The organism is Allopusillimonas ginsengisoli, from assembly GCF_004153455.1.
In the GTDB taxonomy this organism is placed as follows: Bacteria; Pseudomonadota; Gammaproteobacteria; order Burkholderiales; family Burkholderiaceae_B; genus Allopusillimonas; species Allopusillimonas ginsengisoli.
This window is the reverse complement of sequence record NZ_SDQE01000003.1, coordinates 140,705-163,281: the sequence shown is the minus strand read 5'-3', so window position 1 is coordinate 163,281 and position 22,577 is coordinate 140,705. Positions and strand designations below refer to the sequence as shown.

General features: G+C 60.4%; 19 protein-coding genes. 9 read left to right on the top strand and 10 right to left on the bottom strand.

From position 1 onward, the window contains the following. Positions 1 to 21: 21 nt before the first annotated feature. Together ERE07_RS08825 and ERE07_RS08820 are read right to left on the bottom strand one after the other, a co-directional pair. A complete protein-coding gene (locus ERE07_RS08825) occupies positions 22 to 471 on the bottom strand; it encodes a DNA polymerase III subunit chi (protein ID WP_130008453.1) in 450 nt (149 codons plus the stop codon). Between the two features lie 2 nt (positions 472 to 473). Beyond that, on the bottom strand, positions 474 to 1,973 hold the full coding sequence (locus ERE07_RS08820) for a leucyl aminopeptidase (protein WP_130008452.1): 1,500 nt from the start codon (positions 1,971 to 1,973) through the stop codon (positions 474 to 476). Between the two features lie 56 nt (positions 1,974 to 2,029). Here ERE07_RS08820 and lptF point away from each other — a divergent pair, with 56 nt between their 5' ends. Next, on the top strand, positions 2,030 to 3,148 hold the full coding sequence (lptF, locus tag ERE07_RS08815) for an LPS export ABC transporter permease LptF (RefSeq protein WP_130008451.1): 1,119 nt from the start codon (positions 2,030 to 2,032) through the stop codon (positions 3,146 to 3,148). 66 nt (positions 3,149 to 3,214) lie between these two features. Here the strand turns inward: lptF and ERE07_RS08810 are convergent, their stop codons facing one another. Beyond that, positions 3,215 to 3,589 (bottom strand): DUF423 domain-containing protein, encoded by a 375-nt coding sequence (locus ERE07_RS08810; RefSeq protein ID WP_130008450.1) that lies wholly within the window; start codon positions 3,587 to 3,589, stop codon positions 3,215 to 3,217. 136 nt (positions 3,590 to 3,725) lie between these two features. Here ERE07_RS08810 and ERE07_RS08805 point away from each other — a divergent pair, with 136 nt between their 5' ends. The 8 genes from ERE07_RS08805 to ERE07_RS08770 all read left to right on the top strand — a co-directional run bounded on the left by ERE07_RS08805 (position 3,726) and on the right by ERE07_RS08770 (position 14,338). Beyond that, positions 3,726 to 5,363 (top strand): isovaleryl-CoA dehydrogenase, encoded by a 1,638-nt coding sequence (locus tag ERE07_RS08805; RefSeq protein WP_130008449.1) that lies wholly within the window; start codon positions 3,726 to 3,728, stop codon positions 5,361 to 5,363. Positions 5,364 to 5,513: 150 nt separating this feature from the next. Then, a complete protein-coding gene (locus tag ERE07_RS22010) occupies positions 5,514 to 6,146 on the top strand; it encodes a thermonuclease family protein (RefSeq protein WP_130008448.1) in 633 nt (210 codons plus the stop codon). 23 nt (positions 6,147 to 6,169) lie between these two features. Continuing rightward, positions 6,170 to 8,404 (top strand): ABC transporter substrate-binding protein, encoded by a 2,235-nt coding sequence (locus ERE07_RS08795; RefSeq protein ID WP_245153601.1) that lies wholly within the window; start codon positions 6,170 to 6,172, stop codon positions 8,402 to 8,404. Continuing rightward, positions 8,401 to 9,378 (top strand): ABC transporter permease, encoded by a 978-nt coding sequence (locus ERE07_RS08790; RefSeq protein ID WP_130008446.1) that lies wholly within the window; start codon positions 8,401 to 8,403, stop codon positions 9,376 to 9,378. Before ERE07_RS08795 ends, ERE07_RS08790 begins: the two co-directional genes overlap by 4 nt. A 3-nt stretch (positions 9,379 to 9,381) precedes the next feature. After that, complete coding sequence (locus tag ERE07_RS08785; protein ID WP_130008445.1) at positions 9,382 to 10,833, top strand: ABC transporter permease; 1,452 nt, start codon at positions 9,382 to 9,384, stop codon at positions 10,831 to 10,833. Beyond that, complete coding sequence (locus ERE07_RS08780) at positions 10,830 to 12,587, top strand: ABC transporter ATP-binding protein (RefSeq protein WP_130008444.1); 1,758 nt, start codon at positions 10,830 to 10,832, stop codon at positions 12,585 to 12,587. The genes ERE07_RS08785 and ERE07_RS08780 overlap by 4 nt, the downstream gene beginning before the upstream one ends. A gap of 57 nt (positions 12,588 to 12,644) precedes the next feature. Then, positions 12,645 to 13,118: a DUF1178 family protein gene (locus tag ERE07_RS08775; protein ID WP_130008443.1), complete on the top strand. Its 474-nt coding sequence runs from the start codon at positions 12,645 to 12,647 to the stop codon at positions 13,116 to 13,118. Positions 13,119 to 13,231: 113 nt separating this feature from the next. Continuing rightward, the gene (locus ERE07_RS08770) at positions 13,232 to 14,338 is read left to right on the top strand and encodes a porin (protein ID WP_130008442.1); all 1,107 of its coding nucleotides are present in this window, start codon (positions 13,232 to 13,234) and stop codon (positions 14,336 to 14,338) included. An 80-nt stretch (positions 14,339 to 14,418) separates the two neighbouring features. On the opposite strand, the gene efp is transcribed toward ERE07_RS08770, so the two are convergent. The 7 genes from efp to ERE07_RS08735 all read right to left on the bottom strand — a co-directional run bounded on the left by efp (position 14,419) and on the right by ERE07_RS08735 (position 22,557). Further along, positions 14,419 to 14,976, bottom strand: a complete 558-nt coding sequence (gene efp / locus ERE07_RS08765) for an elongation factor P (RefSeq protein ID WP_130008441.1) — start codon at positions 14,974 to 14,976, stop codon at positions 14,419 to 14,421. A gap of 77 nt (positions 14,977 to 15,053) precedes the next feature. Next, the gene (gene earP / locus ERE07_RS08760; RefSeq protein ID WP_167670821.1) at positions 15,054 to 16,214 is read right to left on the bottom strand and encodes an elongation factor P maturation arginine rhamnosyltransferase EarP; all 1,161 of its coding nucleotides are present in this window, start codon (positions 16,212 to 16,214) and stop codon (positions 15,054 to 15,056) included. Positions 16,215 to 16,223: 9 nt separating this feature from the next. Then, entirely contained in the window at positions 16,224 to 17,426 is a 1,203-nt protein-coding gene (locus ERE07_RS08755; protein ID WP_130008439.1) for a DUF2863 family protein, read from the bottom strand. A gap of 138 nt (positions 17,427 to 17,564) precedes the next feature. Further along, positions 17,565 to 20,150: a bifunctional aconitate hydratase 2/2-methylisocitrate dehydratase gene (gene acnB / locus ERE07_RS08750; RefSeq protein WP_130008438.1), complete on the bottom strand. Its 2,586-nt coding sequence runs from the start codon at positions 20,148 to 20,150 to the stop codon at positions 17,565 to 17,567. Positions 20,151 to 20,322: 172 nt separating this feature from the next. Continuing rightward, positions 20,323 to 20,601 carry a GNAT family N-acetyltransferase gene (locus tag ERE07_RS08745; RefSeq protein ID WP_130008437.1) on the bottom strand — a complete coding sequence of 93 codons (279 nt, stop codon included), beginning with the start codon at positions 20,599 to 20,601 and terminating at the stop codon, positions 20,323 to 20,325. Between the two features lie 20 nt (positions 20,602 to 20,621). Further along, positions 20,622 to 21,017: a hypothetical protein gene (locus tag ERE07_RS08740; protein ID WP_130008436.1), complete on the bottom strand. Its 396-nt coding sequence runs from the start codon at positions 21,015 to 21,017 to the stop codon at positions 20,622 to 20,624. Positions 21,018 to 21,105: 88 nt separating this feature from the next. After that, entirely contained in the window at positions 21,106 to 22,557 is a 1,452-nt protein-coding gene (locus ERE07_RS08735; protein WP_130008435.1) for a bifunctional 2-methylcitrate dehydratase/aconitate hydratase, read from the bottom strand. Between the last annotated feature and the right edge of the window lie 20 nt (positions 22,558 to 22,577).

Below are 22,577 nucleotides of genomic sequence, written 5' to 3'. Positions count from 1 at the left end.
CCTTGCGCTGTATGGACTGTATCACGCCGATGCGTCCGGATTCCTGCCCGAGACGTCGTGGGCGTGCAGCGTATGGCCGTTGGCCTGATATTGGCGCCAGCGCTCGCGTGCGGCGCGCTTGTCGTCGTCGTGGTTGGAGACGATTTCAAGAATGCGCGGATAGCGATCAGCCTCGGGAGGGCATTGCAGATCCAGGTTAATGAGCCAAGCCTCGCCGCCTTGAATGGGTTGTCCTTCGAGATTGTTCATCAATATTACCGGCGTATCTGCTGCCAGAGGGTGGTCAGCCATGACGTGGGGCACGAAGGCAGTGGCCTCGAACCCCCACAGCAGTCTGTCGAAATGCGCCAGGCGTTGCTGATCCTGGGTATAGACGATCAGCCTGCGGCCTGCGCTGTAGTGCTTTTGCACCACTGCGCAGGCCATGCGCAGCCGGTCGGCTGCGCCAAAGGCAAAATCGATCCGCGCCATTGTCAGGCGGCCTGCCCGAGCAGGTAGTGCACCAGCAGGGGTACGGGCCTGCCCGAAGCCCCCTTGTTCTTGCCGCTGTGCCAGGCCGTGCCGGCGATATCCAGGTGGGCCCAGGAATAGTTTTCGGTGAAGCGCGCCAGGAAGCAGGCTGCGGTGATGGCTCCGCCATCGCGACCTCCTACATTGGCCATGTCGGCAAAGTTCGAGCGCAGCTGTTCCTGGTAGGTGTCTTCAAGGGGCAGGCGCCAGGCGGTATCGTTGGCTTGGCGACCCGCCTGAAGCAGGCTGTCGGCCAATGCGTCGTCCTTGCTGAACAGGCCGCTGTTGTTGTGGCCCAGGGCCACGACGCAGGCGCCGGTGAGCGTGGCAATGTCGATGACCGCGGCCGGCTTGAAACGCTCGGCATAGGTCAGGGCATCACACAAGACCAGGCGTCCTTCGGCGTCCGTGTTGAGAATTTCGATGGTCTGGCCCGACATGCTGGTCACAATGTCGCCGGGCTTGTTGGCACGGCCGCTGGGCAGGTTTTCGCAGGCGGCGATCAAGCCGATGACCTCACGGTCGAGTTCCAGTTCGGCGGCGGCGCGCAGTGTGCCCAGCACGGTGGCTGCGCCGCACATGTCGTACTTCATTTCGTCCATGTTGGCGGCCGGCTTGAGCGAAATCCCGCCCGAATCGAACGTGATGCCCTTGCCGACCAGCACAATGGGCGGCTTGCGATTGCGCGCTGTTGTGCCGGCTGGCGTATGCTTGAGCACGATGAACGCAGGGGGTTCGTACGAGCCGCGCGATACGGAGAGGAACGAGCCCATTTTCAGGGCTTCGATGCGTTTGCGGTCCAGTACTTCGGCTTTGATCGTCTTGAATTCGCGTGCCAGCTTGCGCGCGGTGCTGCCCAGATAGGTGGGGGTGCAGACGTTGGGCGGCAGATCGCCGAGCAGCCGTGTGAGATTCATGCCGTTGCCGATGGCATGGCCTTCGCGCAGGCCTTTCTGGGCTTCGGCCGCCTGGCTGCGGGTAACCGACAAGGCCAGCTTGCGTAGCTTGGGCTTGTTGCTCTGTGGCTTGCCAAACGTGCCCTCGTAGCGATACAGCGCATATAACACGGCCGTTGCGGCGGCGCTGGCGCGCTGGCGCAATGTTGTGTCGGCGCAGTCGGTGCTGGCCAAGGCGCTGACGCCTTCGGTCAGGCTGGCCTGTCCGCAATATTTTGCGAAGGCGCGCTCGGCGCTGGCGTGTTTTGCTGCCGTGTAGTCCTTCTGCGCGCCCAGTCCGACTAAAATAACCCTGGCTGCCGTCACGCCGGGAAGGTTGCGCAAAACGATGCTGGTACCTGCCGCAGCCTTGAATTCCGTCTTGACGACGGCGCGCAGGGCGCCATTGCTTGCCCTGTCGATGATATCCGCGGCGGGGGTGAGCACGCCGTCTGTGAAGACACCAACGCCAAGCGCCGCTGTCTTGATTTGATGCAAAGAAGCCGTGGTCTGTGTGCTAAATTCCATGCAAAATTCCCGAGAGTGTCTAATAGGATGCTTACGATTATCCCGCAAATTGTCTCATGTCTCTATTTAAGCGTTCCGTAGTCTCCGAAATCATGAGCCACGCCGGCGTCGTGTTCTCCACGCTGCTTGTCGTCTGGCTCAGTGTATTACTGGTGCGCCTGCTGGGAGAGGCGGCCAACGGCAGCATTGGCGCGGATGTCGTGTTCGGGCTTGCCACGTTCTCCAGTATCACCGCCTTGCCGGTCATTCTGGCGGTATCACTCTTCATTGCGGTGCTCACGACGGTCACCCGCAATTTCCGCGAATCGGAGATGGTGGTCTGGTTTGCCAGCGGCCTGTCGCTCAAAGACTGGCTGGGGCCGGTGCTGCGCTGTGCGGTTCCTTTCGCGGTGCTGATCGCCGTCCTCACGTTGATGGCGTCTCCCTGGGCTTACCGGCAGATCAGCGAATACCGGCAACGTTACGAGCAGCGCTCGGATCTGTCCAAAGTGACGGCCGGGCAGTTCATCGAGACGGAACAGGGCGCCCGGGTGTTTTTCGCCGAAGAACCCGACCAGCCCGACGAAGAAATGGGCAAAATCATTGCCCGCGTGCTTGAGCCCGAATGGCTCAGCGTGATTACCGCTGACAGCGCGCACATCGAAACCGAACCAAATGGTGATCGCTTTCTGGTGCTCAGTTCTGGCCATCGCTACGACCTGAAACCGGGCAAGGCGGAGTTTCGCATGGTGGATTTCGATCACTATGGCGTGCGGCTTGAAAACCGCTCAGAAGCCAATACCGCAGAGGCGGTTCGGCGCCTGGCGGAAAGCCAGATCAAAGCCCGACCCACCATGCAGTTGTTTAACGATGACAGTGACAGTGCGCGGTCTCAGATCATGTGGCGGCTGGCCTTGCCGCTTGCGGCGCTCAATCTGGCCATGTTGGCCATTCCATTGGGTGCCGTCAACCCCCGGCTTGGCCGTTCGGGAGATTTTCTCATCGCCGGCCTGGTGGGTCTGCTGTACATGAACCTGATCAACCTGTCGCGAGGTTGGATAGGCACCGGCCTGCTGGACTTCAGGCTGGGGCTGTGGCTGGTTCATGCCGTGTTCGCGGTGTTGATGGCCTACATGATGTGGCGCAAGCTGCGTGTGCGCGCGCCGCGCAAGCCGCGGCGATCGGCGGCCGCGTGATGACGCTTGCGGATTGCGCGGCAGGGTGTCGCACGGGTGGCGGGCCCCCCCGGCAGGCGTGCTAAATCAGGCGGCGCGATAGGCTGCCCAGGCCACCATAGCCCACGCCACAATGAATGCCACGCCGCCAAGCGGCGTAATGGCACCCAGCCACTTGGTCCCTGTCAGCACGAGTACATACAGGCTCCCGCTGAATACAAGCACGCCTGCGAACATCACGGCGGCCGCGGTATTCAGCAGCGAAGATGCAAAATGTGCTGCGAGCAGCGTGGCCAGCAGCATCCCAAGACCATGTATCAACTGATACAGCACAGCGGTGTGCCAGATGGCGAGCATATCCGCGTCGACGGCGCGCTTGAGGCCGTGCGCGCCGAAGGCGCCAGCGGCCACGCCGGTCATGAGGGTGAGTGCGGCAATAATGACGAGATAGCGATTGGGCATGGTGAACCTTACAGGTGTGTGCGCAATGTAGCGCGCGGGCGCCAGGCACACGCTGGCGCACAGCGGGGATCACGACTGGAGCGCCGCTCACCGGCGATGCTAACATGGGTGGACCCTATTGCAGGCGAGGCGCACCATGAACTGGACCACGCACAAGGTCATCAATCAACCGCCCGAGCTGGTGGACTACAACCTTTACGACACGGATGCCGCATTGCGGGAAGGCGTGTTGCGCGAAGGCGGGAGTAGCGATGCCGACAGCCTGTTCCGCTATGGCGCCTTGCTGGGACAGCGGGAAAACTTCCGGTTGGCCGCCGAGGCCAATCGGCATGGGCCTGAACTGCAGGCCTATGATATGCACGGGCATCGCGTGGATCGGATCCTGTTTCATCCCGCGTGGACGCATTTCATGGCGCTGACCTATGGACAGGGCATGCATAGCGGCGGCTGGGTCGAACCACGGCCAGGGGCTCAAGTGGCGCGTGCCGCAGCGTATCTGATGCACGGTCAGATCGAGGCGGGTTCCCTGTGCCCAACCACCATGACGGCCGCCGCCATCCCGGTCTTGCGTAAAGAGGCGTGGTTTGACCGCATTGCGCCATTGCTGTTCAGTCGCCGCTATGACGGTCGGGATATTCCCCTCGAAAACAAGACATCCATGTCTATCGGCATGGGCATGACTGAAAAACAGGGTGGTTCCGATCTGCGCAGCAATACCACGACCGCGCAGCCCATAGGGCGCGCTGGGCGAGGTGAGATTTACCGCTTGACGGGGCACAAATGGTTTTTTTCGGCGCCGACATCGGATGCGCATCTCGTGCTGGCGCGCACGGGCGACGCATTTTCCTGCTTTTACGTTCCTCGCTGGCGCTCAGAGGGTGATCGCAACGGCATACTGCTGCAGCGACTCAAGGACAAGCTGGGCAACAAGTCCAATGCCAGCGCAGAAGTGGAATTTCAGGACGCCGAAGGCGTTCTGGTCGGCGAACCGGGGCGGGGCATTGCCACATTGGTGGAAATGGCCTCTTACACGCGGCTGGACTGTGTGCTGGGCAGCGCTGCGCTGTTGAGGCAGGCTTTTGTGCAAGCCATGCATCACGCCCGCCACCGGCAAGCATTCGGCAGCACGCTGGTGCAGCAGCCCTTGATGCAAAGCGTGCTGGCCGACCTGGCGCTCGAAAGCATTGCGGCAACCACGCTGGCCTTGCGGCTGGCGGGTGCGCTAGACGCGGCAGGCAATCCAGAGGAAGACACCTGGCGCCGGGTGATGGCGCCGGCGGCCAAGTTCTGGGTGTGCAAACGGGCAATCACTGCCGTGGCCGAGTGCATGGAGGTGTGGGGCGGCAACGGTTATATCGAAGAGGGTCCGCTGGCCCGGATTTATCGCGAAACGCCGGTGAACTCGATCTGGGAGGGTTCGGGCAATATTATGTGCCTGGATGTTCTGAGAGCACTGGGGCGCAGCCCGGAACAGGCGCAGGCCATGCTGGGTCATCTGGCTCAGGCGTGTGCCGGGGATGCCATGCTAACGGCGCGTCTCCACGCGCTGCGTGCGCATCTGGCAGAGCCTGCGGCACTGGAGCCCCGCGCGCGCAGGCTGGCGCGTGATCTTGTTTTGTTGGTCCAGGCAGCCCTGTTGCGCCAGCATGCGCCGCAAGTCGTGGCCGACACCTTTATCCGTTCACGCTTTTCCGAGGGGGGACAGGTGTTTGGCGCCTGCGACTTCACGCCTGCCGAAATCGCAGCGTTGCTTGCCTGGGCCTGGCCGGATTGAACGATATGCGGAAATCGCGGTCGCGGATAGGTCAATTTTTCGTATGGATGTCCATCGGGTATACCCAGTTAACGGATCGCGCCACAAGACCCTATAATCGGTCGGCCCGAGCGGTACCTGGCTCAGGGCTGTACTCATTTTGGGAAACCTGTGAACGCTAACTTGAACGCTTTGGCTCGCGCCCTGGCAGGCGCCGTCACTTCACGCCGTTGGGGGCGTGCAGGGGTGCTTGTCGTCGTGTTGGGGCTCAGCGCGACCGGGGCGCTCACTTTACTCGAACCCCAGGCCGAAACGAATCCGCCGGCTATGGCCGCCGGCGACAGTTTTGCACTGCATGGCAAAGTAGTGCGTGTCGCAGACGGCGATACCTTCACGCTGTTGGTCCAGGGAAAGCAGCGGCGCATACGCATGGCAAGCATCGATGCCCCCGAAATGAAAAAGGATGCCGACCGTCCCGGCCAGGCTTTTGCCGACGCGTCGCGCAAAGCGCTGGAACGCCTCATCGCGGGCAAGACCCTTACGCTGACCTGCTATGAGCAGGATCGCTATGATCGTGCGATCTGCGATGTGCCATTGTCTGACGGAGGCACGGCCAATCGCCGCCAGGTCCAGGCGGGCATGGCATGGGCCAACATGGAAGGGGGCGGCAAGTTCATGCGAGACGACGCGCTGCGTGGCCTGGAGCAGCAAGCGCGCACGCAGGGTCTGGGGTTGTGGGGGCAGCGGGATCCGGTGCGCCCCTGGGTCTGGCGCTACCAGTGCTGGCGGAACAAACAGTGTTAAGCCTCGAGCGACTTCGTCCTGCCGTGTGCGGGGGCCTGTTGGCATTGTTGCTGACCACGTTGTCCGCGTGCTCCCAGGCGCCCGTCAACAGCCCGTATGCCCAGCATAGTGCAGGACAAAATGTACTGTATACCGCCTTCAGCCAGCGATCCCCCAAGTATCTGGATCCTGCCAGTTCCTACTCGACAGACGAAACCCCGTTTACGTATTCCATTTACGAGCCCTTGTACGGATACGATTACCTGGCTCGCCCTTATAAGCTCATCCCGCGGGCTGCGGCGGGCATTGACCAGCCCAGGTATTACGATGAGCGAGGCCGCGAGCTGGCGCAGGATGTGCCGGGTGAGCAGGTCGCTGTCAGTGTCTACGACATTCGCATCAAGCCGGATATACGTTATGCGCCGCATCCCGCCTTTGCGCGCGACAGGACAGGCGAGTATTTTTACTGGCCGCTCAAACCCGGCCAGCTAAAAGGCAAGTTCGGTCTCGATGATTTCGAGCATACCGGCACGCGTGAACTGGTGGCCGATGACTATGTATATGCATTTCGCCGCCTGGCCAGCCCGCGCGTTGTTTCGCCCATTTACGGCATCATGGCCGAGCATATTGTCGGCATGCGCGATTATGGTGAAAAGCTAAAGGAAGAAGAGGCGGCACGCAGGGCGGCGCCCGAGGCCGAACGCCAACAATGGCTGGATCTGCGCAAGCAAGGTTTTGACGGTGTTCAGGCACTGGACGACCACACACTGCGCATCAAGGTGATTGGCAAATACCCTCAGTTCAAATACTGGCTGGCCATGACGTTCACGGCGCCCATACCTTGGGAGGCAGACCGCTTTTACCATCAGCCGGGCATGGCCGAGCATGATTTGTCGCTCAATACCTGGCCCGCGGGCACAGGCCCGTACATGCTGGTGGAGTCCATCCCCAATCGCCGGCATGTCATGGCACGCAACCCAAACTTTAGAGGGGAGCCTTATCCCTGCAGCGGCGAGCCAGGCGATCAGCGCGAAGGCCTCTTGGACGATTGCGGCAAGCTGACGCCTTTCATCGATCGCGTCGTCTTTTCGATGGAAAAGGAAAGCGTGCCCTTGCTGGGCAAGTTCATCCAAGGTTATTACGACGTACCGGAAGCCGATCGCGGCGAATATGGCGTGGCCATGCGCGTGGCGGCAGGCGATTCTGCCGAGAAAGCCGCGCTGTATGCGGACCATGGCCTGCAATTGCGCAGCACCACGGAAGCCCAGATGTATTACATGGGGTTTAACTGGCTGGATCCTGTGGTCGGCGCGGGAGACACGCCCGAGCAGCACGAAAAAAACCGCAAGTTGCGGCAGGCCGTGAGCATCGCTTTCGACTGGGAGCAGTTCGTCGCCATCTTCCAGAACGACCAGGCGCAAGTGGCGTATGGCCCGGTGCCGCCTGGCGTGCTGGGGTATCAGGACGCGCCAGCAGGCATCAATCGCGAAATCTATACGGTTGAAGATGGCCTGGCGGTGCGCAAGCCGCTCGAAGAAGCCAAGCGTCTGCTGGCCGAAGCCGGCTATCCCGATGGCCGCGATGCGCGCACGGGCAGGCCCCTGATCCTGCATTTTGATTCCATGGGCGGCATGGGGTCCAGCGCAATGTTGGATTGGATGCGGCGCCAACTGGCTGCCATCAATATTCAGCTTGAAGTACGTGCCACAGACTACAACCGCTTCCAGGACAAAATGCGCAATGGCAGCGCCCAGATGTATTTGTGGGGCTGGGTCGCCGATTATCCCGATGCGGAAAATTTTCTGTTCTTGCTGTATGGTCCCAACGCCAAGGTAACGTATGGCGGAGAAAACGCCTCCAACTATCACAACCCTGAATTCGACCGTCTGTTCGAGCAAATGCGCTTTCTGGATGACGGCCCGCAGAAGGAGGCGTTGGTGCACAAGATGACTGCCATCGCGCAACATGACGCGCCTTGGATGTTTGGGTATTTCCCCAAGTCCGGCGGCGCCTATCAAGCCTGGGTGCACAACGCCAAGCCAACGCAAATGGTGCGCAATACATTGCAATATATGCGCATCGATCCGGCACTGCGCGCGCAGAAGATACGCCAATGGAATGTCCCTGTCTGGTGGCCGCTCTGGTTGCTCGGGGCTTTGGGGCTGGCTGCGGTAGGCCTGATATGGCGCGTGGCGCAACAGCGCGACCGACGTACTGCCCTGGCTGCTGCCGCAGTACAAGAGGGCGCCCAACGCGGCAAAGAGGAGAGCCAGCCATGATGCGCTATACATTGCGGCGGTTGCTGTACGGCGTGCTGATTCTGATCGGCGTCAATCTGTTGACGTTTGTGCTGTTTTTTGCGGTCAACACGCCCGATGACATGGCGCGCCTGTCTATTGGCGGCCAGCGCGTCAGCCCGGCCGCCATCGAACGCTGGAAGGCGGAACGCGGCTACGACAAGCCCTTATTCTTCAACGCGTCGTCACAGGGCGTCAAAAAATGGACGGATACGATCTTTTACGACCGATCCGTGCCGTTGTTGCGATTTGACTTCGGGTTTTCCGACCAGGGGCGCGATATCGGACATGAAGTGGCCTCCCGCATGGGGCCCAGTCTTGCACTGGCCTTGCCTACATTTCTGCTGGGCCTGCTGGTCTGCGTAGCCTTCGCACTGCTGCTGGTTTTTTTCAAAGGCACGCGGCTGGATTTCGCAGGGGTCGTTGTGTGTGTCGTGCTGTTGTCCATTTCGGGCCTGTTCTACATTATTGCCGGGCAATGGTTGTTTGCGAAAATCCTGCGTTGGGTGCCTTTTTCGGGTTTTGTCGATGGCTGGAGCAGTGTGCGCTTTCTGATATTGCCTGTGGTGGTGGGGATTTTGTCGGGCCTGGGCTCGCAGGCCCGTTTTTATCGCACGCTGTTTCTCGAAGAGGCTGGCAAGGACTACGTGCGCACGGCACGCGCCAAGGGCCTGCGCGAAAGCGCCGTCCTGTTTCGCCATGTGTTGCGTAATGCCATGCTGCCGATCCTGACGGGCACCGTGTCCGCCATTCCGTTGCTCTTCATGGGCAGTCTGATTTCCGAGTCTTTTTTTGGCATACCCGGTCTGGGCAGCTACACGATAGATGCCATTAATGCGCAGGACTTCTCCATTGTCCGGGCCATGGTGTTCCTGGGCTCAGTGCTGTATATCATCGGCCTGATTCTGGCGGATATTTCCTATACGATCGCGGATCCGCGCATAAGGTTCGAGTAGCCCATGCCCAAATTCGTCTTTCTCTGGACTGATATTTTTGTATTCCTCCTGGTGGCGGGTGTGCTGGCCTATGCCTGGCGGGTGAAGGGCAGCGCCTCGCTGCGCATGGCCTGGAAAAGCGTGGCGCGAACACCTTCTGCCATGTGCGCGGCAGTCGTGCTGGTTTTCTTCGCCGCCGCAGGCCTGCTCGACTCCATTCATTACCGGCCCTTGCTGCCACCGGTTGCCTCGGCTTCCACCAGCGCCGACAAGCCGGCTTCCATTTACTCCCCCGTGTTGCGCTCGGCGCTGGATGACTTGCTGTCGCTGACGCAGCTCTCGCAACATGAGAAAACCTATTCTGCGCCGCTGGCCATACGGCGATTCACCAAAGAAACCGAGATCGTCGACGGCGAACCCGTTCGCGATTTCCCCCGGCTGCAGCATGCGGGGCGGGGCGTTGAGGATGGTCCCACGCACTGGGCGGATGTCTACCGACGCCTGGCGGCAGGCGTGGTGATCGGGCTCGGAGCAGCGCTGGCGGCGGCGTTGTTGCTGACGCTGGGGCACAAGCGCGGCCGCACCTTCGCGCAGGCCTGGCGTATCTGGTGGCAGCGTGAATCAGACGTGCCCTGGCGGGCAATGTGGCTGACGCTCAGTATGCTTTTGCTATTGTTTTGCGCGGCTCTGGCGTTGAGCACCAACTATCATGTGCTGGGCACGGATCGCACCGGCAATGATGTGTTGTGGCAATGCATAAAGAGCATCCGCACGGCCCTGGTGATCGGTACGCTCACGACACTGGCCATGCTGCCGCCCGCGCTTGCCTTCGGGATCGCGGCGGGCTATTTCAAGGGCAAGGTCGATGATGTCATCCAGTACGTTTACACCACACTCACGTCGATACCAGGGGTGCTGCTGATAGCCGCCTGTGTATTGATGATGCAGGTCTACATCGACAACAACCCGTCGCTGTTTGATACGGTTGCGGCGCGGGCTGATTTGCGTCTGTTCATGTTGTGCATGATTCTCGGGCTGACGGGCTGGGCAGGCCTGTGCCGACTTTTGCGAGCAGAAACGCTCAAGCTCAGGGAACTCGAATATGTGCAGGCGGCGCGGGCTTTCGGCGTGGGACACTGGCGTATCATGCGCAGGCATTTGCTGCCCAACGTTATGCATATCGTGCTGATTACGCTGGTGCTGGAGTTTTCAGGGCTCGTGCTGTATGAGGCTGTGCTGTCGTATCTGGGTATCGGCGTGGATCCCAGTACGCCGTCATTTGGCACCATGATTGACTCCGCGCGCCTGGAAATGTCGCGCGATCCAATGATTTGGTGGAATCTGCTCGGTGCTTTTGTATTCTTGCTGGCGCTGGTGCTGTCGGCCAATATTTTTGCGGATGCGGTCCAGGATGCATTTGATCCGCGCATGCGCAGGCTGCGCGCGCGGCCTGTTTCAGTCAAGGTGGCGCAATGACGGAGACCACTCACGCCGGCCTCGCCGACGATCCCGTGCTGACCGTGGAACGCCTGTCTGTTCAGATTGCGGGTGAGGCGGGCGTAACCCAGGCCGTCAAGGCATTGAGCATCGCGGTGCGCCGTGGGCAAACGTTTGCGCTGGTGGGCGAATCAGGTTGCGGCAAGAGCATGACCGCCCTCGCTTTGCTGCGCTTGCTTCCAGAAGCAGGCCATATTGCGGCCGGGCATATCAGGCTGGGCGAGGTAGAGCTCAATGGCTTGTCGGAACGCGGCATGCGGGCGATACGAGGAAAGCAGATCGGCATCATCTTTCAGGAACCCGCCACCAGCCTCGATCCGGTGATGACGGTGCGTCAGCAGCTTTACGAGACGCTGCGCATGCATACCACTTGTCGTGGGGCAGCGTTGTCTGAACGTGCGGCGTGGTGGCTGGAGCGGGTGGGGGTACAGGATGCGGCCAGGCGGCTGGATGATTACCCCTTCCAGTTTTCAGGCGGACAGAAGCAGCGCATCATGATTGCCGTTGCCCTGGCTGCAGAACCCAGGCTTCTGATTGCGGATGAACCGACCACGGCACTTGATGTAACGGTGCAGGCGCAGATACTGCAGCTGCTCGCTGACATCCAGAAGGAAATGGGGCTGGCGATTCTTTTGATCACGCATGATCTCGCCGTCGTGAAGAATGTCGCGGATTACGTGGCATTGATGCGCGACGGTGAAATCGTCGAAACCGTGGACGCGCCAACCTTCTTCAGCGCGCCTCGCCATCCTTATGCCCGGCAGTTGCTGGCGGCCGTGCCTACCTATGCCAAGCGCGGCAAACCCTTGTCGGCCGGAATGGAGGCGGTTTCTGGCGGTGGCAGCTTGCCGTCAGACGCCATACCGGCTGCGACAGTGCCGGGACTATCCATCGTCAACGATAGCGCGGGTGACAGGGCCGTGCCGGATCATCGGAGCGGCCCGGTGCTGTCGGTTACCGACCTTACTGTGGCCTATACACATAAACGTCGGTTCTGGGGACCGGCGCCAGAAGGCACGCGTATCGTCAAGGGTGTCAGTTTTGAGCTGCAGCGGGGTGAAACCCTGGCCTTGCTGGGCGAATCAGGCTGTGGAAAAACCACCACCGCCAAAGCCCTGCTGCGCCTGCTCGAAAAGCAGGCGATGGTGCGCGGCAGGGCGGAGCTGGAGGGTGTCGATCTACTGAAAGCGCGTGGGGCTGCCTTGCGTCGTTTGCGCCAGCGGATACAAATCGTTTTTCAGGATCCCTATGCGTCACTGGATCCGCGCATGCTGGTGGGTGAGATCCTTGACGAAGGCATTGCGGCCCTGCATCCGGATCGCACCCGTACCCAGCGGCATAACCAGATACGCCATCTGCTTGAGCGCGTAGGCCTGCCGCGTGACACCGTGGGGCGATATCCACATGAGTTTTCGGGCGGGCAGCGCCAGCGTATAGCGATTGCGCGGGCGCTGGCTGTGGAGCCCGCCGTGTTGATATGCGATGAGCCCACTTCGGCGCTCGATGTTTCGGTGCAGGCGCAGATACTGGACTTGCTGCAGGCTTTGCAGGCCGAATTCAACATTGCTTATTTGTTTATTACGCACAATTTCGGCGTGGTCGAGTACCTGGCTGACCGAATCGCGGTCATGCACGAAGGTGTTATCGTTGAACTGGGTGAAGCGGGCGCCGTGCTGGCCCATCCCGCTCATGCACAAACCCGTCGCCTGCTTGACGCCGTGCCCCGGCTATAGCGTTTCAACCAGGCAGCCTTGTCTTGAAACCCTGTTTTTCGCCCTCATATTGTTGCCATGGCACTCAAAGTTTATGATCTCCAATGCGAGCAGGGTCACGTGTTCGAAGGCTGGTTCGGGTCGGAAGACAATTACGAATCCCAACGAGCCCGCGGCCTGCTGTCCTGCCCTGTATGCGACAGTCATCAGGTCAGCAAGAAGCTGTCCGCGCCCAGGCTGAATGTCAGCCATATCCGGCGCGAAAACGAGGCAGTCGCTGGCAGGCAGCCAGAGGCGACCGTGGTCGCGCCCGGGCAGGCAGGGATGGCCCAGCTTCAGGCTGAAGTCTTGCGCCAAATTCGGCAAATGGTGCGCAACACCGAGAATGTGGGCGATGATTTTGCCAGCGAGGCCAGGCGTATGCACGAAGGCGAAATCGAAGAACGGGCCATACGTGGCACCGCCACGCCCGAAGAAAGAGCAGAGCTGGCCGCCGATGGCATCGCCATCATGCCCATACCCGAATTTCTCGACGACGATCGTCTGCAGTAACAAAGATTCTGCCTCCGGAATTCAGCAGGATGTAAGCCCCTGACGGTATTCTGTTGCTCGTCTCCATAGTGAGAATGCGACGTGTTTCTATTTGATGCCTTGACGAGATCAAAATGAAAGGATTGCCGTTGATGATCGCGCTGGCTGTGCAGGCGGGGGTTGCCGCGCTGTCGTTCGCGCAAGAACCGGGTGTAACGCTCTATGGGACTGTGGATGCCGCTGTGGTGTCTACCCACACGCAGGGCGCCAACATGGCGAACAGATCAAGCCACGGGCTGACGTCCGGTGGCTTCAGCGACAGCCTGTTCGGCTTGCAAGGCAACGCATCGCTGGCGCAGGGATGGCGCGCCGAGTTCATGCTTGAATCCCGGATAGACGCCGCGACCGGCCAACTGGATGATCAGGCTGCACTGTTCAATAATTCGGCCTGGTTGGGGGTGGCCAACGAGCGGTTTGGATCGCTGCGCCTGGGGCGCCAGCAACCGGTCTCGCAGCAGTTTTTCAGCCAACTTGAGGTTGCGCCCTGGAAGGATATGGGGATGGGGGCAACGCTGAAGGCCTCGGATAACTACGCTTTGAACAACGACCTCACTTATCTCTCTCCCTCTTTGGGTGGGCTCAGCGCTGGCGTGGGTTATAGCTTTGATGTCTTGGGTTCACAGGTTCTGGGGCGCCGTTCTCCCCATGGCAGCCTTGCGCTGCGCTATGAATATGGTCCCTGGGTTGTGGTGGTCAGTTGGGACAAGACCTGGCTATCGGATACGGCGTTGGCTGACGCCCGGGACCCGAGCGCCTGGCAATGGGGGCTCGCTTACGATATGGGGATCGCACGGGTGTCATTGGCGTGGAGCCGGCAGCGCAATGGTTATGTTGGGTTAAACGGTGGTGATCCGGATGCTTTAGGGATGGGCTTGGGCGCCAGGGAGTTTGCGTTTGGCGGACATTTGGACGCCTATCTGGTAGGGATGGCGATGCCAGTGGGCAGTGGGGACGAGATGCTGCTGCAGTGGTCTTATGTTCGCCCGAACTGGCACTGGAGCAACGGTAAGGCGCCGCGCCCAGGACAACTGGCTACGCTTGGCTATGTGCATGCCTTATCGCCGCGTGTGCGGCTGTATGCGATGGGGGGCTTTGCCAGGCGCTATTCGCTCGATGACCAGGTGATTCGGGATCAGGGCAATACCGCGCGCTACATGATGGGGATGAACTACCGTTTCTAGCAAAAACGACCAGGGCAGATGCCGTGCTTGGCGGCATCTGCCCTGGTCTTGCCGTACCGCGCTGGCGGGCGGTATGCGATTTACATCACGCGGCTGCGGTATTCACCGGTACGGGTGTCGATTTCAATCTTGTCGCCGATGTTGCAGAACAGGGGAACCGCGACTTCCATGCCTGTGCTGGTTTTGGCTGGCTTGAGCACCTTGCCCGATGTGTCGCCCTTGACGGCAGGCTCGGTATAGGTGATTTCGCGCACGACGATGGTGGGCAGTTCAACCGAGATGGCGCGGCCGTCATAGAACACAACACCGACCTGCATGCCTTCTTCGAGGTAATCCAGGGCGTCGCCCATGCTTTCGGCCTCGACTTCATACTGGTTGTATTCTTCGTCCATGAACACATACATGGGATCCGCGTAGTACGAATAGGTGCACTCTTTGTTTTCGAGCACAACGACTTCGAATTTTTCGTCGGCCTTGTAAACGGATTCGCTGCCCGAACCGGTAAGCAGATTCTTGAATTTGAGCTTGACGACAGCCGAGTTGCGGCCCGACTTGTTGTATTCGGCTTTTTGAACGACCAACGGGTCGCTGCCGACCATGATCACGTTGCCAACACGCAGTTCTTGTGCGGTTTTCATAGATGTTTGAAACTCCGGGGGTGGTTGCTCCGCCAGAGGACACTGCGGGCCGGAGCAGGCTTGCAAAGCCTGACATTTTAACGCTTTTGGCGAGCGTTCGCTTGCGCGCAGAAGGCCAGCAGGGAAGTGGCCAGGTCTGTCTGTTCGGCGAGCTGCTGCGACCAGCTGGCGCTGGCGGCCTGCCACGCCTGCCAGGCAGAGGGATGCAAGGCGCTTTCCAGTGCTGCGGAAAAGCCGCGGCCATCGGCGCTGTTCCAGCAGGTCATCGCTTGGCGGACAGGATTTCCGAAAGGCGATAAGTCCAGCCATGCCTGCAGTTTGGTCATATGGGCCAGGTCTTGTTGCGAATAGATATGCCACAGGAGGGGGCGGCCTGCCCACAAGGCGCGTATCAGCGAATCCTCACCCCGAACACAGTTCAGATCGCTGGTCCAGAGCAGGCGGTCAAACCCTGCCTGGTCCAGAAAAGGGATATCGCGCACCGTCACGTTCGCGTGGCGGCCCCGGGCAAGCCCGGGGCATACACCGCTGGGCACCAACATCACACTCGCCCTTTGCTGGGTGTTCAGGGCGTCTACCAGCGCCTGGGCGGGCGCATCGGGATAGCAGAACAGCAGGATCTGGCGCGCACCGCCGCTGACCAGCGCGTCGATGTCTGTGTCCGGAAGTGCCAGCCGTGCCAGCAGTGTCGCTCGCGTAGCTGGATCGGCTTGCCAGCGATCTCGTTCAATCAGCAGGTCTGCTTCACGCAGGAGTCCGCCTGTTCCGGGAGTAAAACCGGGAAAGAAGAAGGCTTTGCGCAACCCATTGCGCTGCAGAGACGGCTGGGCATGGCAGCTTGCGACCCAGTCTTCCGCGCTCAAGTACTCCAGGTTGATCCACAAGCTGTCTCGACGAACCATGCTTTCGATGAAATCGGCTGGCGGATCGCAGGCGAAGGCCTCGACAACGATGTCGTGGGCCTCGGGTAACGGCGCGTGAGGTGTCCAGTGACGGATCTCGACGCTGCGCGGCTGCCTGTCTTGCCCGAGAAGGCCTTGCGAGGGCTCGGCGTCTATGTGCTGAATGGCGAGGCCGGTCCTGACGCCGGGGGCGATGCGGGCAAACGTGGCCAGGTCGTCAACCCAGAGGCGCAGGTCCGCCACTCCGGCCATGCCCGATAGTTGGCGCGCCAATCGCCAGCACACCCCGATATCGCCATAGTTGTCGACGACGCGGCAAAAAATGTCGAAAGACAGCGGGCGCATTCAGTGGAAATGAAGGGGACTCATATCGGTTTCTTCAGGCAGCTCTGGATGCAGCATTTCTCCCAACGGATTGGGAAACAGGGGCGCGCCGCAGTCGTCGCAGAATTCCAGCGGATAGATGCCGGGCAGGCGGCGAATATCGCCCACGCTCAATTCCTTGAGCAAAGCGGCGATTTCGTCCGGGACATCAACCTGGCCGGATTCCAGCCCATCGGCGAAGGCTTCCTCTTTGCTGAGCACAGGCCAGATGCAGCCGTAAATGACATCATTGCTCTGGCGGGTACTGAAGCCCACACGGTACTCTTCGATGGCGGATTCTCCGCAGCCTGCGATGATGGCGCGCAACTCGGCGCCGGACAGGTGTACAGCGCTCTGCAGCCATGTGACGGCGGCCTTGAGCGCCAACGGGCGGATGCGCCGATCGGCTTCCCGGCTGTTGACGTAATAGGCGTCTGGCTGCAGGTATTCCATTTGGCAGCCCGTGAACAGCGGCGAGAGCACGGGCGCCGCCGCCTGTATCCAGGCTTCTTTGCATTGGTCCCGCGTAGTGAGACTATCGTCGGCCTGCTCGGTTTGCCAGCGGAACAGCGCACTGCCACGCGGCGCCACAACGACGCCCACGACGAAACGGGCGTCCGCAAGCAGGGTGTCTGTTTCGATGGCTTTGTTGAGAGTGCACGGTTCGGCGGCCATCCCCAAGGCTTGCATGGCCATCCGCTGTGTCCATTGGCGGGTGTCCTGGAAGGTTTGTGGCATTTGGTCGAAACCCACCAAGGCAGGCAACAGGGTGATCTGGGTATTGTCTGCGGCAATATGCTGGCGGACCAGGGCGAGCAAGGTTTCGTGCTGAGTTTCCGAAAGCGTGGTGTCAGGCAGCTGGTAACGCGTCCAGGCGACGACCGGCGCAGAAAACAGCAGCACATCGTAGTCTTTTCCGTCAAGCGAAATGATGGCAGATTCGGACAAGGTTTCAGCTTGTTCGACCAGGATTTCGTAGGCGCTTGTGTCGGCTGCCAGCAGATGTTCGAGCGCAGCTTCGACAAACTTGTTTTTCTTGCCCAGCAGCAGTTTATTCAGAAGCGTGCCAAGCTGGGCCTCCCAGAAGGCATCTTCCAGGCGGCTGCCGGAACGCGCGAGCGCCGCGGTGAGCGACAGCAGGCGTTGCGTATCGCGGGAAAGACGGGACGGCGAGGAAACAGGCATATGCAACGTATAGGAATAATTGGCCAATAGCCTAGTGTAACGCCCCGCCCGCAAATAAGTGCACGGGCGAGGGGTTAACCTCGCCCGTGCACTGATGGCCCTTTAGGGCCGCGGCAGGGATGGCGTCGCTGTGACGCGTCAGATGCCCACAGCGTCTGCGATCTCGCGGAAGTCTTCGATTTGGTCGAAGTTCATGTAGCGGTAGATTTGATCGCTGTTTTGTGCGAGCACGCCCATGTCGGCCATATACTCTTCGCGGGTTGGAATGCGGCCCAGGCGGGAGCAGATGGCGGCAAGTTCAGCCGAACCCAGAAAGACGTTGGCGTTCTTGCCCAGACGGTTCGGGAAATTGCGTGTGCTGGTCGACATCACGGTAGCGCCTTCGCGAACCTGTGCCTGGTTGCCCATGCACAGCGAGCAACCCGGCATTTCCATGCGCGCACCGGCTGTTCCCAGCGTGTTGTAGTGGCCTTCTTCGCTGAGTTGCTTTTGATCCATCTTGGTGGGAGGGGCCACCCACAGCTTGGTCGGGATATCGCGCTTGCCTTCGAGCAGCTTGGATGCCGCGCGGAAGTGGCCGATGTTGGTCATGCAGCTTCCGATGAAGACTTCGTCGATGGTTGTGCCGGATACATCGGACAGTGTTTTGACATCGTCGGGATCGTTGGGGCAGGCGACGATGGGTTCGATGATGTCTGCCAGATCGATGTCGATGACGGCGGCGTATTCGGCGTCGGCGTCTGGCTCGAGCAGTTGGGGATCAGCCAGCCAGGCTTCCATTGCCTTGATGCGGCGGGCCAGCGTGCGTTCGTCTTCGTAGCCATTGGCAATCATCCACTTGAGCAGCGTGATGTTGCTGTTGATGTACTCGATGATGGGCTCTTTGCTCAGGCGCACCGTGCAACCGGCTGCGGAACGCTCGGCCGAGGCGTCGGACAATTCGAATGCCTGTTCAATCTTGAGATTGGGCAGGCCTTCGATTTCGAGAATGCGGCCGGAGAAGATGTTCTTCTTGCCGGCCTTCTCGACGGTCAGCAAGCCCTGCTTGATGGCGTACAGCGGGATGGCGTTGACCAGATCGCGCAGGGTGACGCCGGGCTGCAGCTCGCCCTTGAAGCGCACCAGTACGGATTCGGGCATGTCCAGCGGCATGACGCCGGTGGCGGCCGCGAAGGCCACCAGGCCCGAACCCGCCGGAAAGCTGATGCCGATTGGGAAGCGGGTGTGCGAGTCGCCGCCTGTGCCGACAGTGTCGGGAAGGAGCATGCGGTTCAGCCAGGAGTGGATGATACCGTCGCCTGGGCGCAGGGATACGCCGCCACGGGTGCTGATGAAGTCTGGCAGTTCATGGTGTGTTTTGACGTCTACGGGCTTGGGATAGGCCGCGGTATGGCAGAACGACTGCATGACCAGGTCGGCCGAGAAGCCCAGGCAGGCGAGGTCTTTGAGCTCGTCGCGTGTCATGGGACCGGTGGTGTCCTGGCTGCCGACGGATGTCATGCGAGGCTCGCAGTAGGTTCCCGGACGTACGCCGGTGCCTTCGGGCAGGCTGCATGCGCGACCAACCATCTTCTGCGCCAGGGTATATCCCTTGCCGGTATCCGCGGGGTTGTGCGGCAGGCGGAACAGCGTTGAAGGCGGCAGGCCCAATGCGTCGCGCGCCTTGGCGGTAAGGCCGCGGCCGATGATAAGAGGAATGCGCCCGCCCGCGCGCGCTTCGTCGAGCAGGACGTCGGATTTGAGTTGAAATTCGGCGATGACCTTGCCGTCTTTCAGCGCCTTGCCTTCATAAGGACGCAGTTCGATGACGTCGCCCATGTCCATCTGCGAAACGTCGAGCTCTATGGGCAGCGCGCCAGCGTCTTCCATGGTGTTGTAGAAGATGGGGGCGATCTTGCCACCCAGACATACGCCGCCGAAGCGTTTGTTGGGCACGTAAGGAATGTCTTCGCCGGTGTGCCACAAGACCGAGTTGGTTGCGGACTTGCGGGAGGAGCCTGTGCCGACGACGTCGCCGACATAGGCGACCAGGTGGCCTTTTTCTTTGAGGCTTTGCAGGAATTTGATGGGACCGATCTTGCCGGGCTCTTCGGGCTCGATGCCTGGGCGCGGATTCTTGAGCATGGCGAGTGCATGCAATGGGATGTCGGGGCGGCTCCAGGCGTCGGGGGCGGGGGAGAGGTCGTCGGTGTTGGTTTCGCCAGTGACCTTGAAAACGGTCAGTGTCAGGCTTTCGGGGACTTCCGGGCGGCTGGTGAACCATTCCGCATCAGCCCAGCTTTGCAGGACTGCGCGTGCGTGCTGGTTGCCTTTTTCAGCCTTTTCCTGGATGTCGTGGAAGGCGTCGAAAACCAGCAGGGTTTTCTTCAGGCCTTCGGCGGCGACGGGCGCCAGTTCGGGATTGTCGAGCAGTTGAATGAGGGGGCTGACATTGTAGCCACCCAACATTGTGCCGAGCAGTTCGGTGGCTTGCCTGGGGCTAATGAGGGAACAGGTTTCCTTGCCCAGCGTAATGGCGGCCAGATAAGAGGCCTTGACCATGGCGGCTTCGTCTACGCCAGCGGGAACGCGATGCGTGAACAGATCAAGCAGGTATGCTTCTTCGCCAGCCGGTGGCGATTTGATGAGTTCAATGAGTTCTGCCGTTTGCTGGGCGGTAAGCGGCAGGGGAGGGATGCCTGACGCGGCGCGTTCGGCTACGTGTTGGCGATAGGATTCCAGCATGGTGCATGCCCTTTGTCGTTGGATGGGGATAACAGTATGTTTTATGGCGATATTGTAAAAGCAAAGCCTGTGCTGAGGCAAATGTCTTATATCTTATATAAGACTTGGCCGGCGTGATGTTGCGTACTTGCGTCGCAACGCAGGGCAGACGGGTGAGCAGGCGGTCGCCGAATCAGTTGGCGACCAGATCCTGGTATTCGGGATGGCGCCGTATCCAGGCATCGACGTACGAGCACAAGGGGCGCACAGACCAGCCATTGGCGCGTGCCGTGTCCAGCGCGGCCTGGGCCAGGTCGCCCGCGATGCCGCGGCCACCCACTGGCTGGGGGACGCCAGTGTGGGTGATGATCATGGCATCATTCTGTAATTCGTAATCCAGGACGCACAGAATGCCGTCTTCTGTCCATTCGAAGCGGCTGGCGGCGACGTTGTGTTCAATTGTGCGACTCATGGGGATTTGGGCTCCGGTGTTCAGGCCATGGTGAGGAGGATGAAGGCCCACAGCAGCATCATGGCGATAATGCCGACAAAGCATCCGCCCCACATGCCGATCAGTGGCCATTTGATGCGCGACGAGATTTCTGAGGGATTAACGTGAGCGAGCAGCCGGTTGGCATTGCCGATCACCCAGAATTGGGTGTTGGGAAAGCTGAGGCGAAAGAAATAATCCATCATGATGGCCAGCCGAATGGGCAGTGGATAGCGATCCCAGACCTGATGATCCAGGTAGGGGTGGCGCATGGCCTCATTGGTGGCCCGACGGCGAAACAGGAACAGCACCAGCCCTGATACCAGGCAGGTGAGCACGCAGGCGACCATGATGGTGAAAGCCAGCGGCAGCGCGTATTGAATGAATGTCGTAAGCATAGCCAGCTATTTTGCCACAAGCCGGCGTGTTGCCGGCGCGATGGGCGACCGGTCATGCCGGCGCCTGCCTGAGAACACCGGTGCGGTCTTAAATGACGTATAGGTCAACATACTCATGCACGGGCATCGCTTCCAGTTTCTTCTGGTCCAGCGAAACGTCAAGAATGCGCTGTTGTTGCCTGACGGGAAAGCGGCGGGCGAGATTGGTGCGGAATTTGGCTTCCAGCAGCGGGATGCCCTCCGTGCGGCGCCGTTTGTGACCAACGGGGTACTCGCAAACGATTTCGTCCAGCATGCTGCCGTCGTTGAATTCAACCGTCAATGCATTGGCGATGGAGCGTTTTTCAGGGTCGTGATAATCCTTGGTAAAGGCCGGATCTTCCGCGCATTCCATCTTGTCACGCAGTGCGTCGATGCGCGGGTCGGCCGCGATGGCGTCTTCATAGTCGGCGGCGGTCAGGCGGCCAAAGAGCAGGGGAACGGCAACCATATACTGAATGCAGTGGTCGCGGTCGGCAGGGTTGTGGAGCGGACCCTTTTTGTCGATGATGCGGATGCAGGCTTCGTGCGTACGGATGGTGATCTTTTTGATATCCGCGTCAGTTTTGCCAAGCGCAGCCAGCTTTTTGTGAATGGCCATGGCGCATTCGACCGCGGTCTGCGAGTGAAACTCGGCCGGAAACGATATCTTGAACAGCACATTTTCCATCACATAGCTGCCATAGGGGCGCTGGAACGTGAAGGGCTGGCCCTTGAAGAGCACATCATAAAACCCCCAGGTCTTGGCGGTGAGCACCGAGGGGTAGCCCATTTCGCCCGTGCGGGCGATCAAGGCCAGGCGCACGGCGCGGCTGGTGGCGTCGCCCGCAGCCCAGCTTTTTCGGCTGCCAGTGTTCGGGGCATGGCGGTAAGTGCGCAGGCTCTGTCCGTCGACCCAGGCCAGCGAGACCGCATTGATGATTTCTTCGCGCGATAGCCCCAGCATCTGCGATACGACAGCGGTGGAGGCTACCTTGACCAGCACGACGTGGTCCAGCCCGACTTTGTTGAAGGAGTTTTCCAGGGCGATGCAGCCCTGGATCTCGTGGGCCTTGATCATGGCGGTGAGCACATCGCGCATGGCCAGCGGCGGCTTGCCGGCGGCAATCGCGTTGCGCGACAGCCAGTCCGCCATGGCGAGAATGCCGCCCAGGTTGTCGGAGGGGTGGCCCCACTCTGCTGCCAGCCAGGTGTCATTGAAGTCCAGCCAGCGTATCATCACGCCGATATTGAAAGCCGCCTGAACGGGGTCGAGCTGGAACTGGGTGCCGGGCACTTTCGCGCCATTGGGCACCACTGTGCCCGGCACGATAGGGCCCATCAGCTTGGTGCACGCGGGATACTCCAGCCCTTCCAGGCCGCAGCCCAGCGTATCAATCAAGGCGTTACGGGCGGTTTCGTAGGCGAGTTCGCTCGTGATCTCATAATTGAGTACATAGTCGACGATATCGACCAAAACCTGATCAGGGTCGGGGCGAACGTTGGATATAGGCGCGGACATAGTGTTTCCTGTTGCTGAGT

Bases quoted from the DNA above. Each gene is read 5' to 3' on its own strand.
- ERE07_RS08825 (WP_130008453.1), bottom strand. From the start codon at position 471: ATGGCGCGGATCGATTTTGCCTTTGGCGCAGCCGACCGGCTGCGCATG.
- ERE07_RS08820 (WP_130008452.1), bottom strand. From the start codon at position 1,973: ATGGAATTTAGCACACAGACCACGGCTTCTTTGCATCAAATCAAGACA.
- lptF (WP_130008451.1), top strand. From the start codon at position 2,030: ATGTCTCTATTTAAGCGTTCCGTAGTCTCCGAAATCATGAGCCACGCC.
- ERE07_RS08810 (WP_130008450.1), bottom strand. From the start codon at position 3,589: ATGCCCAATCGCTATCTCGTCATTATTGCCGCACTCACCCTCATGACC.
- ERE07_RS08805 (WP_130008449.1), top strand. From the start codon at position 3,726: ATGAACTGGACCACGCACAAGGTCATCAATCAACCGCCCGAGCTGGTG.
- ERE07_RS08790 (WP_130008446.1), top strand. From the start codon at position 8,401: ATGATGCGCTATACATTGCGGCGGTTGCTGTACGGCGTGCTGATTCTG.
- ERE07_RS08785 (WP_130008445.1), top strand. From the start codon at position 9,382: ATGCCCAAATTCGTCTTTCTCTGGACTGATATTTTTGTATTCCTCCTG.
- ERE07_RS08780 (WP_130008444.1), top strand. From the start codon at position 10,830: ATGACGGAGACCACTCACGCCGGCCTCGCCGACGATCCCGTGCTGACC.
- ERE07_RS08775 (WP_130008443.1), top strand. From the start codon at position 12,645: ATGGCACTCAAAGTTTATGATCTCCAATGCGAGCAGGGTCACGTGTTC.
- ERE07_RS08770 (WP_130008442.1), top strand. From the start codon at position 13,232: ATGAAAGGATTGCCGTTGATGATCGCGCTGGCTGTGCAGGCGGGGGTT.
- efp (WP_130008441.1), bottom strand. From the start codon at position 14,976: ATGAAAACCGCACAAGAACTGCGTGTTGGCAACGTGATCATGGTCGGC.
- ERE07_RS08755 (WP_130008439.1), bottom strand. From the start codon at position 17,426: ATGCCTGTTTCCTCGCCGTCCCGTCTTTCCCGCGATACGCAACGCCTG.
- acnB (WP_130008438.1), bottom strand. From the start codon at position 20,150: ATGCTGGAATCCTATCGCCAACACGTAGCCGAACGCGCCGCGTCAGGC.
- ERE07_RS08745 (WP_130008437.1), bottom strand. From the start codon at position 20,601: ATGAGTCGCACAATTGAACACAACGTCGCCGCCAGCCGCTTCGAATGG.
- ERE07_RS08740 (WP_130008436.1), bottom strand. From the start codon at position 21,017: ATGCTTACGACATTCATTCAATACGCGCTGCCGCTGGCTTTCACCATC.
- ERE07_RS08735 (WP_130008435.1), bottom strand. From the start codon at position 22,557: ATGTCCGCGCCTATATCCAACGTTCGCCCCGACCCTGATCAGGTTTTG.